Source organism: Rhodanobacter sp. B04 (genome assembly GCF_002001125.1).
Classification (GTDB): Bacteria; Pseudomonadota; Gammaproteobacteria; order Xanthomonadales; family Rhodanobacteraceae; genus Rhodanobacter.
This window is the reverse complement of sequence record NZ_MUNV01000026.1, coordinates 126,919-139,347: the sequence shown is the minus strand read 5'-3', so window position 1 is coordinate 139,347 and position 12,429 is coordinate 126,919. Positions and strand designations below refer to the sequence as shown.

Genomic DNA, 12,429 nt, shown 5'->3' with positions numbered 1-12,429 from the left:
ACATGCCGCATTCGTCGAATCGGGGGATCTCGTGAACCGCTCATCCGTCTCTCTCGCTGCGCTCCTCGCCGTGCTGCTTGCCACGCCGGCCATCGCCACCGATGAAACACCGCCCGCTGCGGCCTGGGCGTCGATCGCGCAACTGCAGCAACGCATGGACGCCGGCATGCTCGACAGCCGGCAGCTGACGCAGCAGTTCATCGCACGCATCCAGCAGATCGACCGGTCGGGCCCCACGCTGCGGGCGGTACTGGAGACGAACCCGGATGCCATGAAACTCGCCGGCGTGATCGATGCGAGGCACCGCAAGGCGCATGGCCCGTTGCATGGCATCCCGGTACTGCTGAAGGACAACATCGACACCGGCGACCGCATGCTCACCACCGCCGGCTCACTCGCGCTCACCGATGCACCGGCGCCACGCGATGCCGCACTGGTGGCGCGCCTGCGCAAGGCCGGTGCAGTGATCCTCGGCAAGACCAACCTCAGCGAATGGGCGGACATGCGTTCCGATCACGCCAGCAGCGGCTGGAGTGGCGTCGGCGGCCAGACGCGCAATCCGTATGCGCTCGATCGCAACCCCTGCGGATCGAGTTCAGGCTCGGCGGCAGCGGTGGCGGCTGGACTCGTCACCGTGGCGATCGGCACCGAGACCGACGGCTCGATCATCTGCCCCGCCTCGATGAATGGCATCGTCGGGATCAAGCCCACCTTGGGATTGGTCAGCCGCAGCGGCATCGTGCCGCTCAGCCACAACCAGGATACCGCCGGTCCGTTGGCGCGCAGCGTGGCCGATGCGGCCACCCTGCTCGGCGTGATCGCCGGCAGCGATCCACGCGACCCCGCCACCGCCGAGGCGGACAGGCATGCCACCGACTACACCCGCTTCCTCGATCCCGATGGCTTGAAGGGCAAGCGCATCGGCGTGGTGCGCCAGCTGGCCGGCAATGAACCAAATGCGGATCGCGTGCTGGAACAAGCGATCGCCACGATGAAGGCACAGGGTGCGACCATCGTCGACCCGGTCACGCTGCCGCATCTGAGCGAACTGAACGCACCGGAGTCGACGGTCCTGCAGTACGACCTCAAGCACGACCTCAACGCCTACCTGGCCACGCGGACCGGACTGAAGGTGCATACGCTGGCCGACCTGATCGCGTTCAATCAGCGCGAGGCGACGCGCGAGATGCCATGGTTCGGCCAGCAGTTGTTCGAGCAGGCCCAGGCCAGGGGTCCACTCACCGACCGTGCTTATCTCGATGCACAGGCCAAGACGAAACAGCTGGCCGGCCCGGAGGGCATCGACGCCGCCCTGGCGAAGGATCATCTCGACGCCTTGCTGGCGCCGTCATGGGGTCCGGCCTTCGTCACCGACCTGGTGCTAGGCGACCATATCGTCAGCGGCGACCCGAACATCGGCGGCGCCTCGCAACCCGCCGCCGTCGCCGGTTATCCGTCGATCACCATACCTGCCGGCTGGGCGCATGGCCTGCCGGTCGGCATCGTGTTGTTCGGCGCGAAGTGGAGCGAGCCCACGCTGATCTCGATCGGCTACGGCTTCGAGCAGCATCGCCATGCCTGGCAGCCACCGCAGTTTCTCGACACGGTGGATGGCAAGCCGCAACTTGCCGGCAGCCCGTAAATTTCCCCAACTCGGCCACATGGGCAACCGGCTGGCCGCCCTGTTCGGCCCGGTCGGCAGGGCAGGCTATGGCAGTCGCTGGCGTGAAAGACAGCAGACGTCGTCACGACCGCCACCTTCCCTTCGATTCACGGACCATTCGTATGGATAGCCACATGAAGCGATTCGCCTGCCATCTGTTTATCGGCGTGGCCGCCATCGCCGCGTTGTCGGCCCATGCCGAAGAACCCAGCTGGCACCAGCCGCACAAGCCATTCCAGGTCTACGGCAACACGTACTACGTCGGCACCGAGGGTCTCAGCGCGATCCTGATCACCTCGCCACAGGGCGATATCCTGATCGACGGCACATTGCAGCGTAATGCGCCGCTGATCGAAGCCAATATCCGCGCCCTCGGATTCCGCATCGAGGATGTACGCGTGATACTGAACTCGCATGCGCATTCCGATCATGCCGGTGCCATCGCCGAACTGGCTGCTGCCAGCGGCGCACATGTGCGGGCCAGTGCAGCGGGCGCGCGCGCCCTGATGGCTGGCGGCAACGATCCGGAAGATCCGCAATTCGGCGAAGCACTACGCTACCCGCCCGTCGCCCACGTCGACGTGGTGCCCGACGGAGGCACGGTGCGCGTGGGCAACATCGAGCTGACCGCGCACTACACGCCTGGACACACGCCCGGCAGCACTTCGTGGACATGGCGCTCATGCGCAGGCGGGCGCTGCCTGGACATGGTCTACGCCGACAGTCTCAGCGCCATCAGTTCGGACGGTTTCCATTTCAGCGACGACGCCACGCACGCGCATCGCGTGGAGGATTTCCGTCGCTCCCTGACGACGATCGCCGCGTTGCCCTGCGACATCCTGATGGTTCCGCATCCCGACGCCATCGGCTTCATGGAAAAAGTGACGGCACGCGATCGTGGGCGGCAGCCCAATCCGCTGATCGACCCGCATGCCTGTCAGGCTTATGCCGCCGCTGCAGGTGTCAAACTCGAAGCGCGCCTTGCCAGGGAACGGCAGGATCACGCCACGCATTAGACACGTGACGGCCCCGCCTTCACGCCATGCACCGTCAGGCCATCCCGCCCGACTTGCGCACGATCAGCATCGCCAGCTCCAGCGACTGCTCGTAGTTGAGGCGCGGGTCGACCATCGACTTGTAGGCACGATCGAGATCCGTCTCGGACAGATCGCGCGCGCCGCCCATGCACTCGGTGACGTCTTCGCCGGTCAGCTCCAGGTGCACGCCACCCAATCGCGTACCGGCCGCGGCGTGAATGTCGAATGCCTGGTCAAGTTCGCCGCGGATATTGTCGAAGCGGCGGGTCTTGTAGCCGTTCGAGGTGCTCTCGGTATTGCCGTGCATCGGATCGGCCACCCATAGCACGCGGCGCCCCTCTCGCTTTACCGCATCAAGCAATGGCGGCAGTGCGCTGGCGATCTTGGCGTTGCCCATGCGATGGATCAGGGTCAACCGGCCCGGCTCGTCCTGCGGGTTCAGTGCATCGATCAGCGGCAGCAGCTGCGCCGGCGTTACCGACGGTCCAACTTTCACCGCGATCGGATTGCGGATGCCGCGGAAATACTCCACGTGCGCGCCATCCAGCGCGGCCGTGCGCATGCCGATCCACGGGAAATGCGTGGACAGGTTGAAGAAGCCGGGATGGCGCGGCACCTGCCGGGTCAACGCCTGTTCGTAATGCAGCAGCAGCGCCTCGTGCGAGGTGAAGAAATCCACCTTGGAGAACCCGGCGATCGGTCCGGCCAGCGTCTCCATGAAGCGCAGCGAATCGCCGATGCCGGCGACCATCTGGCGGTATTCGGCAGCCAGCGGCGAATGCTCGACCCAGGCCAGGTCCCAGTATTCCGGGTGATGCAGGTCGGCGAAGCCGCCGTCGATCAGCGCGCGCACGAAGTTCATGGTCAGCGCCGAGTGCGCATGCGCCTGGATAAGCCGCTGCGGATCGGGCCGACGAGCCTGTGCGGTGAACTCGGGGCCGTTGACCACGTCGCCGCGAAAACTGGGCAGCGTCTGCCCATCGCGGGTCTCGCTGTCGGTCGAGCGCGGCTTGGCGTACTGGCCGGCAAAGCGGCCCACGCGCAACACCGGCTTCTTCAGCCCGTGCACCAGCACCAGGCTCATCTGCAGCAGCACTTTCAGCCGGTTGGAAATGATCGGGCTGGTGCAATCGGCGAAGCTCTCCGCACAATCGCCGCCCTGCAGCAGGAAACGCTTGCCTTCCTGTGCTTCGGCCAGCGACTGCTTCAACGCCAGCACTTCCCACGAAGTCACCAGCGGCGGCAGCCGGGCCAACTGCGCACTGGCCGCAGCCAGCTCGGCCGCATCGTCATACTGCGGCTGCTGCAACGCCTCGTGCTGCTGCCAGGAATCGGGAGCCCACTGAGTGGGCACGGTGGCGCTGGACAAACCGGCATTCATGGGTAAGGCCCTGGTCACGGTGAAAGCATTCATTTCTGGGAGGTCTTGCGGCGCGTCGTGGCCACGATTGCCAGCACGGCCAGCACGATGAACCAGAGCAGGGTCCAGGCTGGCATCGGCAGGCCGAGGATCGGTTCGACCTTGGCGCATTCGCCGGAGCCGGTGAATACCAGCTGCAACACCTTGGCGAACGGAAACGCGCTGAACAGGTAATCCAGCGGCGGTCCGCAGGATGGAACCTGGTCGGCCGGCAACGACTGGATCCACAGGTGACGGCCAGCCACAGCGATACCGAAGATCGCCCCGAGCAGTGCGCCACCGGTATATACCCAGCGCCCGCCGCCGCGTGGCGCATGCAAGGCGCCAAGCAGGAAGAACAAGGCCATCACGAGGAAGCCCACGCGTTGGAAGATGCACAGCGGGCACGGAAACATGCCCCAGTGATATTCGGCGAACAATGCAAAGCCGAGCAGGCCGGCACAGATCAGGAAACCAGCGAGAAAACTGACACGGTACGACCAGCGGAATGGATTCATGGCACTTTGCTGCGTTGCGGAACAACGACATTACCTGTTCGTTGCGGCTCTGTCAGCAGGGTTGCGAGCTTCCATGAGAAATTTGCCGCCGTCATATGCGCACAAAGCAAAAACCCGGCAGGTTTCCCGGCCGGGCTCTTGTGTATGGACGTCTGAATACCTGCGCGTACGGGCTTCCCCGAACGGCTTATTCGGCGTCGACTGCCTCGACCTGCGGACGACCGACCAGCTCGACATACGCCATCGGCGCATTGTCGCCGGGACGGAAGCCGCACTTGAGGATGCGCAGGTAGCCGCCGGGACGCTCGCTGTAACGCGGCCCCAGCTCGACGAACAGCTTGCCGACCGCTTCCTTGTCGCGCAGGCGCGAGAAGGCCAGGCGGCGATTGGCAACGCCGTCGGTCTTGGCCAGCGTGATCAACGGCTCGGCCACGCGGCGAAGTTCCTTCGCCTTGGGCAGGGTGGTACGGATCAGCTCATGCTTGATCAGCGACGAGGCCATGTTCTTGAACATCGCTTCGCGGTGGCTGCTGGTGCGGTTGAGCTTGCGACCGGATTTTTGGTGGCGCATGGCAATGACTCTCTATCTGTTGTTATGAAAAACCGGCACTCAGGTCCGATTTTCCGCGGTTGCCCGCTATTATGAGCCCTGTAAGAACGGGCTCTTATGAGAAGTGCGGCCATGAACGGCCGCTTCTGGCACCTGGCGAGAGGGCCAAGCCCAAACTCGCCAGAACGCCGGTATCACATGCGATCATGTGCGATCGCAAAACAACCCATCAACCCAGCTGCATGCCGTGCGAAAGGCCCGGTGGCGGCCAGTTCTCAAGCTTCATGCCGAGTGCGAGACCACGCCCGCCCAGCACATCCTTGATTTCCGTCAGCGACTTCTTGCCCAGGTTCGGCGTCTTCAGCAGCTCGACTTCGGTCTTCTGTACCAGATCGCCGATGTAGTAGATGCTCTCGGCCTTCAGGCAGTTGGCCGAACGCACGGTGAGCTCCAGATCGTCGATCGGACGCAGCAACAGCGGATCGAAACCGCTCTTCTCCGCCTTGTCGGTGGCGCTCTCGCGACGCGAGAAGTCGCCGAACACCGACAGCTGGTCGTTGATGATCTCGGCGGCCTTGCGGACCGCGTCTTCGGCACCGATCGTGCCGTTCGTCTCGATGTCCAGCACCAGCTTGTCGAGGTTGGTGCGCTGCTCGACACGAGCGGCGTCCACTTCGTAAGCCACGCGCAACACCGGCGCGAACGACGCATCCAGCTGCAGGCGACCGATCGGGCGCGCCTCGTCATCCGGATGCTGGCGCGTGCTGGCCGGCTGATAGCCGACGCCGCGACGCACCTTCAGGCGCATGTTGAGCGCGATGTCCTTGGTCAGGTGGCAGATCACGTGCTCGGGGTTGATGATTTCCACCGAGTGGTCGACGACGATGTCGCCGGCCGTGACCACGCCCTTGCCCTTCTTGGACAAGGTCAGGGTGACTTCATCACCCGTATGCTGACGGATCGCCACGTCCTTGAGGTTGAGCAGGACTTCGATGACGTCCTCCTGCAGGCCTTCCAGGGTGGTGTATTCGTGCAGCACGCCATCGATTTCAACCTCGACGATGGCACTGCCAGGGATCGAGGAGAGCAGTACGCGACGCAGCGCGTTGCCCAGGGTGTGACCGAAGCCACGCTCGAGCGGCTCGACCACCACCTTGGCGCGGTTGGCTCCGAGCTGTTCGACGCTGAGGCCACGAGGCCGCAACACACTAGTTGACGAAACTGCCATGCAGAGCTCCGGTAATTACTTCGAGTAAAGCTCGACGATCAATGCTTCATTGATGTCGGACGGCAAATCACCGCGATCCGGCACCGACTTGAACGTGCCTTCAAATTTCTTGGCGTCGACTTCGACCCAGATCGGACGCAGGTCCATGGTGTCGAACACGGTCGCCGCTTCCTGCACGCGCAACTGGGAGCGTGCCTTCTCGGTCAATGCGATCGCATCGCCCGGACGGACCTGGTACGAAGGAATGTTCACCTTCTTGCCGTTCACCAGGATCGCCTTGTGGGCAACCAGCTGGCGAGCCTGGGCGCGGGTCACCGCGAAACCCATGCGATAGACGACGTTGTCCAGACGGCTTTCGAGCAGGCGCAGCAGGTTCTCACCGGTGTTGCCCTTGAGGGTCGACGCCTTGGTGTAGTAGTTGCTGAACTGACGCTCAAGCACGCCGTAGATGCGCTTGACCTTCTGCTTCTCACGCAGCTGCACGGCATAGTCGGACATGCGCATGCGCTTGTTCGCGCCGTGCTGGCCGGGCTTGTTTTCCAGCTTGCACTTGGAGTCCAGCGCGCGCGCCGGGCTCTTCAGGCTGAGATCTGCACCCTCACGACGGGCGAGTTTGCAGGTAGCTCCACGATAACGGGCCATGGGTATGCTCCTTAGACTCGACGCTTCTTGGGGGGACGGCAGCCGTTGTGCGGAATCGGCGTGACGTCGATGATGTTGAGCACCTTGTAGCCCAACGCATTCAGTGAACGCACCGCCGACTCGCGGCCCGGGCCTGGGCCCTTGATGCGCACTTCCACGGTCTTCACGCCGTAGTCGCCAGCCGCGCGGCCAGCCTTTTCGGCGGCAACCTGGGCAGCGAACGGGGTCGACTTGCGCGAGCCACGGAAACCGGCGCCGCCGGCAGTAGCCCACGACAAGGCATTGCCCTGGCGATCGGTGATGGTGACGATGGTGTTGTTGAAGGAGGCCTGCACGTGGGCCACGGCATCCGTGACAACGCGCTTGATCTTCTTCTTGGTCTTGACCGGCTTAGCCATATTCGGAATCCGTTACTTCTTGATCGCGCGACGGGGACCCTTGCGGGTACGTGCGTTGGTACGCGTGCGCTGGCCGCGCACCGGCAGGCCGCGACGGTGGCGCAGGCCACGGTAGCAACCAAGGTCCATCAAGCGTTTGATGGCCATACCCACCTCACGGCGCAGATCGCCTTCGACGGTGTACTTGGCGATTTCGTGGCGGATCTTCTCCACCTCGCCTTCACTGAGGGACTTGATCTGGGTGGTGGGAACCACGCCAGCATCCACGCAGACCTTCTTGGCTCGGCTGCGGCCGATACCGTAAATGCTCTGCAGACCAACCCAGACATGCTTCTGGACCGGCAAATTGACACCCGCGATGCGCGCCATGATGTACTTTCTCCGATGCGTTTCGTGCGCGGTAAACGCGCAATTCTAACCTGAATTACCCTGACTGGAAAGCCCTGCGACACCGCGGTGCCGCCACTTCCCCACTATGACCGATCCGTTGACAGCCTCAGCTGCGGCGCAGATTGGCCTTCTTGAGCAGACTCTCGTACTGGTGACTGACCAGATGCGCCTGCACCTGAGCCGTGAAATCCATCACCACCACCACCACGATCAGCAGCGACGTGCCACCGAAATAGAACGGCACATGCCAGGCCTGCTGCATGAACGATGGCACCAGGCACACCAGCACCAGATACAACGCGCCCACACCGGTCAGGCGAGTCATCACCGAATCGATGTAGCCGGCCGTGGCACGACCCGGACGAATGCCCGGAATCAGCGCACCCGACCGTTTGAGGTTGTCGGCCGTCTCGTCGGCGTTGAACACGATCGCCGTGTAGAAGAACGCGAAGCCGATCACCAGCACTGAAAACACGATGTCATACAGCGGATTGCCCGGACTCAGCGACTGCGTCAAATCCTGCAACCAACGCGACTGCTGACCGGTGCTGAACCAGCTGATCGCGGTGGCCGGAAACATCAGCAGGCTCGAAGCGAAGATCGGCGGGATCACGCCAGCCATGTTGATCTTCAGCGGCAGGCTCGAGCTCTGGTTCATGTAGGCCTTTTGCCCACCCGAACGCCGTGCATAGTTCACTGTGATACGCCGTTGGGCGCGCTCCATGAAGACCACGAAGGCCGTGGTTAGCAGCACCGTGCCGACAACCAACAACAGCGGCAATGTGTTCAGCTCGCCACTCGCATTCATTCCGAGCGTATGCACCACAGCGCCCGGCAGACCGGCGACGATGCCCGCGAAGATCAACAACGAAATGCCGTTGCCGATGCCACGCTCCGTCATCTGCTCGCCCAGCCACATCAGGAACATCGTGCCGGCCGTCAAACCGACCACCGATGACATGATGAAGCCGAAGCCCGGCGTGTAGACCACCGGCGCGCCACCGGCCGCGACCTGCCCCTGCAACGCCATCGCGATACCGAACGACTGGAACGCTGCCAGGCCCACCGTGGCATAGCGCGTATACATCGTCATCTTGCGCTTGCCGGCCTCGCCCTCCTTGCGCAGGCCCTGCAGCCCGGGAAGCACCGAGCCCATCATCTGGAACACGATCGACGCCGAGATGTACGGCACCACGCCGAGTGCGAACACCGAGAAACGAGCCAGCGCACCACCCGAGAACATGTTGAACATGTCCATCAGGCCGTTGCCGTTGACCAGGTTGGTCATCGCTTCCGGATTCACGCCCGGGACCGGAATGAAGGAGCCGAGGCGGAACACCATCAACGCACCGATCACGAAGAAGATGCGCTGACGGAGTTCTGTCAGCTTGCCGAGCTTGCCGAGTGCATTGCCCTTGGCTGCAGCCACCGTCGATTACTCCACGCTGCCGCCGGCAGCCTCGATGGCTGCCTTGGCGCCGGCGGTAGCCAGCAGACCCGACAACTTCACCGCGCGACCGATTTCACCCTTCAGAACCACCTTGACCTTCTTCGCGCGGCTGCTGATCAGGCCCGCCTGATGCAACGCGACGACGTCGATCACGTCAGTCTTGAGGTTGGCCAGCTGATACAGGAACACTTCCTGGCTCTCGGCCTTCTTCAGCGAACGGAAACCGACCTTCGGCAACCGGCGCTGCAGCGGCATCTGGCCACCTTCGAAACCGTACTTGTGGGTACCACCGGCGCGGGCATGCTGACCCTTGTGGCCACGACCGGCGGTCTTGCCCATACCCGAACCGATGCCGCGACCGACGCGCAGGCGCGTCTTGTGCGAGCCGGCGGCCGGCTGAATGTCATTCAAACGCATGATGCTTACTCCTCGACCCGGACCAGGTAATAGACCGTGTTGATCAGGCCACGCACCTGCGGGCTGTCCTTCAGTTCACGGACGTCGTTGATCTTGCCCAGACCCAGCGCTTTCACGCTCAGGCGATGACGTGCCTGCACGCCGCGCAGGCCCTTGACCAGGCGCACGCGCACGGTCTTGTCGGCGGTTTGTTGAGACTTAGCCATTGCCGAGCACCTCATCCAGGGTCTTGCCACGCTTGGCGGCGATCTTCTTGGGCGAGGCAACGGCCTGCAGACCCTTGATGGTGGCGCGCACCAGGTTGATCGGGTTGCGCGAACCGACGGCCTTGGCCAGCACGTTCTTCACGCCGACCACTTCCAGCACGGCGCGCATGGCGCCACCGGCGATCACGCCGGTACCTTCGGAAGCCGGCTGCATGTAGACGCGGGCGGCGCCGTGGTTGGCCTTGATGGCGTACCACAGGGTGCCGTTGTTCAGCTCGATGTTCACCATCTGGCGGCGGGCACGCTCCATCGCCTTGGAGATGGCGACCGGCACTTCACGCGCCTTGCCATAACCGAAGCCGACCTTGCCCTCGCCGTCACCGACCACGGTCAGTGCGGTGAAGCTCATCTGGCGGCCACCCTTGACGGTCTTGGCCACGCGGTTGACGGCGATAAGCTTCTCGAGCAAGCCGTCCGAATTTTCGCGATCGTTAGAAGACATGTTCTTTTCCATGTGCCCGGCAAGGCCAGGACTTTTGCTTGCGACTGAGCCGCTTGGAGTTGTAGGTGAAGCAACGGGGATCAGGACCTGCCTGATCTCCAGGTAGCGCTTTTAGAACTTGAGACCCGCTTCACGCGCGGCATCGGCCAGCGCCTTGATGCGACCATGGAAGCGGAAGCCGGAGCGATCAAACGCCACCGACTCGATACCCGCTGCCATAGCGCGCTCGGCGACAGCCTTGCCCACGGCCGCAGCAGCGGTCAGGTTCTTGGTGCCCTTCAGGCCTTCGGCAACCGACTTCTGCACGGTGGAGGCCGCAGCCACCACGTTCACGCCGGAAGCATCGAATACCTGCGCATAGATGTGCTGACCCGTGCGATGCACCGACAGGCGGGCCACGGCCAGCTTGCGGATATGGCTACGCGTGGACTTGGCGCGACGCAGGCGATTTTCGTTCTTGTTCATCGTTAATTCCTCGAAAGCGGATCGGCTTGTATCAGGAGCTCTTTTGAAGAGTCTGGCCATGGACGGCCAGTCTTTCGCGGAGGGACCCGCATTACGCCTTCTTGGCTTCCTTCAGCGTGATCTTCTCACCGGCATAGCGAACACCCTTGCCCTTGTAAGGCTCCGGCGGACGGAAGCCGCGAATCTTGGCTGCCACCTGACCCACGATCTGCTTGTCGGTGCCCTTGATCAGGACCTCGGTCTGCGTCGGGGTTTCGATGCTGATGCCTTCCGGCGCCTCGAACACCACCGGGTGCGAGAAGCCCAGGCTCAGGTTCAGCGACTTGCCCTGCATGGCGACGCGGTAACCCACGCCGACCAGCTCGAGCTTGCGCTCGTAACCGGTGGAAACACCGGTGACCATGTTGGCCAGCAGCGCGCGAGCGGTACCGCCGAACTTGTCGTCGGTGCCTTCAGCGAGGCTGATGGTGGCAACGCCATTGTCCACGGCGACGGTGACGCCCGGCAGGTGATGCACGGACAGCGTGCCCTTCGGGCCCTTCACGGAGATCGCGTCAGCGGCGACGGTCAGCTCCACGCCCTTCGGCAGGGAAATCGGTTTCTTGGCTACACGTGACATTGAATGACTCCTTATGCCACTTGGCCGATGACTTCGCCGCCCAGACCCTTGGCACGGGCCTGCGCATCGGTCAACAGACCAGCGGAAGTCGAGATGATCGAGATACCCAGGCCGCCGAGGACCTTCGGCAGCTCGTCCTTGCCGCGGTAAACACGCAGGCCGGAGCGGCTGACACGGGAAATGGTCTCAATGGCCGGCTGGCCTTCGAAATACTTGAGCTTGATCTCGAGCACCGGCTTGCCTTCCTCGGTGGAAGTCTTGGCGTCGAGGATGTAGCCCTCGTTCTTGAGAAGGTTGGCGATCGCCACCTTCAGTTTCGACGACGGCATACGAACGACCGGCTTGCCCATCGACTGGGCATTGCGGACGCGCGTGAACAGATCGGCGATGGGATCAGTCATGCTCATGAAAACATCCTTCAGAGTGCACCGATATCCGATAAAACCGGAAATCAATCAAATTGTGAGCCGACAAAACGTCGGCCTGCTTTGCGCAGACCGCCGACTATATCAGCATTTCCAGAATTTAGCGAATCTCGATGCGGTAGTCGCATCAGCGGCTGCGCAAACGTGCAGCCGGGTGAACCGGTCGCGAAGCCTCGACTCCGCGAACCGGTCCGTGTCGGGTATTACCAGCTGGCCTTGCGCAGACCAGGCACGTCGCCGCGCATGGTCGCTTCACGCAGCTTGTTGCGGCCAAGACCGAACTTGGCGTAAACCGCACGCGGACGACCAGTCAGGGCGCAACGGGTGCGCTGGCGTGACGGGCTGGCATCGCGCGGCAGTTTCTGCAACTTGGACTGGGCCTCCATCTTCTCCTCGTAGGAAGAGCTGGGGCTCAGCACGATCGCCTTCAGGCCGGCGCGCTTGGCGGCGAACTTCTGGACGAGCTTGGTCCGCTTGATATCGCGGTTGACCATCGAGGTCTTTGCCATGGGTATCTCTC

Annotated in this window: 17 protein-coding genes; 2 read left to right on the top strand and 15 right to left on the bottom strand. The window is 63.2% G+C overall.

The features are described 5' to 3' along the window. Positions 1-31 precede the first annotated feature (31 nt). Positions 32-1,642, top strand: a complete 1,611-nt coding sequence (locus B0E46_RS15320) for an amidase (protein WP_077556606.1) — start codon at positions 32-34, stop codon at positions 1,640-1,642. Between the two features lie 155 nt (positions 1,643-1,797). Continuing rightward, positions 1,798-2,679, top strand: a complete 882-nt coding sequence (gene bla, locus B0E46_RS15315; protein ID WP_077556605.1) for a subclass B3 metallo-beta-lactamase — start codon at positions 1,798-1,800, stop codon at positions 2,677-2,679. A gap of 34 nt (positions 2,680-2,713) precedes the next feature. Here the strand turns inward: bla and B0E46_RS15310 are convergent, their stop codons facing one another. From B0E46_RS15310 to rpsN, 15 genes are all read right to left on the bottom strand, one after another. After that, the gene (locus tag B0E46_RS15310; protein WP_077556604.1) at positions 2,714-4,081 is read right to left on the bottom strand and encodes a 3-deoxy-7-phosphoheptulonate synthase class II; all 1,368 of its coding nucleotides are present in this window, start codon (positions 4,079-4,081) and stop codon (positions 2,714-2,716) included. A gap of 29 nt (positions 4,082-4,110) precedes the next feature. After that, entirely contained in the window at positions 4,111-4,617 is a 507-nt protein-coding gene (locus B0E46_RS15305) for a disulfide bond formation protein B (protein ID WP_077556603.1), read from the bottom strand. 187 nt (positions 4,618-4,804) lie between these two features. After that, complete coding sequence (gene rplQ, locus B0E46_RS15300) at positions 4,805-5,188, bottom strand: 50S ribosomal protein L17 (protein ID WP_077442351.1); 384 nt, start codon at positions 5,186-5,188, stop codon at positions 4,805-4,807. Between the two features lie 208 nt (positions 5,189-5,396). Then, complete coding sequence (gene rpoA, locus B0E46_RS15295) at positions 5,397-6,395, bottom strand: DNA-directed RNA polymerase subunit alpha (RefSeq protein ID WP_056714883.1); 999 nt, start codon at positions 6,393-6,395, stop codon at positions 5,397-5,399. Between the two features lie 15 nt (positions 6,396-6,410). Beyond that, entirely contained in the window at positions 6,411-7,037 is a 627-nt protein-coding gene (gene rpsD, locus B0E46_RS15290; protein ID WP_077556602.1) for a 30S ribosomal protein S4, read from the bottom strand. Positions 7,038-7,048: 11 nt separating this feature from the next. After that, the gene (rpsK, locus tag B0E46_RS15285) at positions 7,049-7,435 is read right to left on the bottom strand and encodes a 30S ribosomal protein S11 (protein ID WP_007513384.1); all 387 of its coding nucleotides are present in this window, start codon (positions 7,433-7,435) and stop codon (positions 7,049-7,051) included. Between the two features lie 12 nt (positions 7,436-7,447). Next, positions 7,448-7,804: a 30S ribosomal protein S13 gene (rpsM, locus tag B0E46_RS15280; RefSeq protein ID WP_056386816.1), complete on the bottom strand. Its 357-nt coding sequence runs from the start codon at positions 7,802-7,804 to the stop codon at positions 7,448-7,450. Positions 7,805-7,931: 127 nt separating this feature from the next. Further along, positions 7,932-9,254: a preprotein translocase subunit SecY gene (gene secY, locus B0E46_RS15275; protein WP_077556601.1), complete on the bottom strand. Its 1,323-nt coding sequence runs from the start codon at positions 9,252-9,254 to the stop codon at positions 7,932-7,934. A 6-nt stretch (positions 9,255-9,260) separates the two neighbouring features. Beyond that, the gene (rplO, locus tag B0E46_RS15270; protein ID WP_077556600.1) at positions 9,261-9,692 is read right to left on the bottom strand and encodes a 50S ribosomal protein L15; all 432 of its coding nucleotides are present in this window, start codon (positions 9,690-9,692) and stop codon (positions 9,261-9,263) included. A 5-nt stretch (positions 9,693-9,697) separates the two neighbouring features. Next, positions 9,698-9,898, bottom strand: coding sequence for a 50S ribosomal protein L30 (gene rpmD / locus B0E46_RS15265; RefSeq protein ID WP_068095376.1), 201 nt, complete (start codon positions 9,896-9,898; stop codon positions 9,698-9,700). Beyond that, positions 9,891-10,400, bottom strand: a complete 510-nt coding sequence (rpsE, locus tag B0E46_RS15260) for a 30S ribosomal protein S5 (RefSeq protein WP_077442651.1) — start codon at positions 10,398-10,400, stop codon at positions 9,891-9,893. The genes rpmD and rpsE overlap by 8 nt, the downstream gene beginning before the upstream one ends. A gap of 111 nt (positions 10,401-10,511) precedes the next feature. Further along, on the bottom strand, positions 10,512-10,865 hold the full coding sequence (gene rplR / locus B0E46_RS15255; RefSeq protein ID WP_077442346.1) for a 50S ribosomal protein L18: 354 nt from the start codon (positions 10,863-10,865) through the stop codon (positions 10,512-10,514). A 91-nt stretch (positions 10,866-10,956) separates the two neighbouring features. Next, complete coding sequence (gene rplF, locus B0E46_RS15250) at positions 10,957-11,484, bottom strand: 50S ribosomal protein L6 (RefSeq protein ID WP_077556599.1); 528 nt, start codon at positions 11,482-11,484, stop codon at positions 10,957-10,959. Between the two features lie 11 nt (positions 11,485-11,495). After that, positions 11,496-11,891 (bottom strand): 30S ribosomal protein S8, encoded by a 396-nt coding sequence (gene rpsH / locus B0E46_RS15245; protein WP_077556598.1) that lies wholly within the window; start codon positions 11,889-11,891, stop codon positions 11,496-11,498. A gap of 221 nt (positions 11,892-12,112) precedes the next feature. Next, positions 12,113-12,418 (bottom strand): 30S ribosomal protein S14, encoded by a 306-nt coding sequence (rpsN, locus tag B0E46_RS15240; RefSeq protein ID WP_077556597.1) that lies wholly within the window; start codon positions 12,416-12,418, stop codon positions 12,113-12,115. Positions 12,419-12,429: the final 11 nt, after the last annotated feature.

Bases quoted from the DNA above. Each gene is read 5' to 3' on its own strand.
- bla (WP_077556605.1), top strand. From the start codon at position 1,798: ATGAAGCGATTCGCCTGCCATCTGTTTATCGGCGTGGCCGCCATCGCC.
- B0E46_RS15310 (WP_077556604.1), bottom strand. From the start codon at position 4,081: ATGAATGCCGGTTTGTCCAGCGCCACCGTGCCCACTCAGTGGGCTCCC.
- B0E46_RS15305 (WP_077556603.1), bottom strand. From the start codon at position 4,617: ATGAATCCATTCCGCTGGTCGTACCGTGTCAGTTTTCTCGCTGGTTTC.
- rplQ (WP_077442351.1), bottom strand. From the start codon at position 5,188: ATGCGCCACCAAAAATCCGGTCGCAAGCTCAACCGCACCAGCAGCCAC.
- rpoA (WP_056714883.1), bottom strand. From the start codon at position 6,395: ATGGCAGTTTCGTCAACTAGTGTGTTGCGGCCTCGTGGCCTCAGCGTC.
- rpsD (WP_077556602.1), bottom strand. From the start codon at position 7,037: ATGGCCCGTTATCGTGGAGCTACCTGCAAACTCGCCCGTCGTGAGGGT.
- rpsK (WP_007513384.1), bottom strand. From the start codon at position 7,435: ATGGCTAAGCCGGTCAAGACCAAGAAGAAGATCAAGCGCGTTGTCACG.
- rpsM (WP_056386816.1), bottom strand. From the start codon at position 7,804: ATGGCGCGCATCGCGGGTGTCAATTTGCCGGTCCAGAAGCATGTCTGG.
- rplO (WP_077556600.1), bottom strand. From the start codon at position 9,692: ATGCGTTTGAATGACATTCAGCCGGCCGCCGGCTCGCACAAGACGCGC.
- rpmD (WP_068095376.1), bottom strand. From the start codon at position 9,898: ATGGCTAAGTCTCAACAAACCGCCGACAAGACCGTGCGCGTGCGCCTG.
- rpsE (WP_077442651.1), bottom strand. From the start codon at position 10,400: ATGTCTTCTAACGATCGCGAAAATTCGGACGGCTTGCTCGAGAAGCTT.
- rplR (WP_077442346.1), bottom strand. From the start codon at position 10,865: ATGAACAAGAACGAAAATCGCCTGCGTCGCGCCAAGTCCACGCGTAGC.
- rplF (WP_077556599.1), bottom strand. From the start codon at position 11,484: ATGTCACGTGTAGCCAAGAAACCGATTTCCCTGCCGAAGGGCGTGGAG.
- rpsH (WP_077556598.1), bottom strand. From the start codon at position 11,891: ATGAGCATGACTGATCCCATCGCCGATCTGTTCACGCGCGTCCGCAAT.
- rpsN (WP_077556597.1), bottom strand. From the start codon at position 12,418: ATGGCAAAGACCTCGATGGTCAACCGCGATATCAAGCGGACCAAGCTC.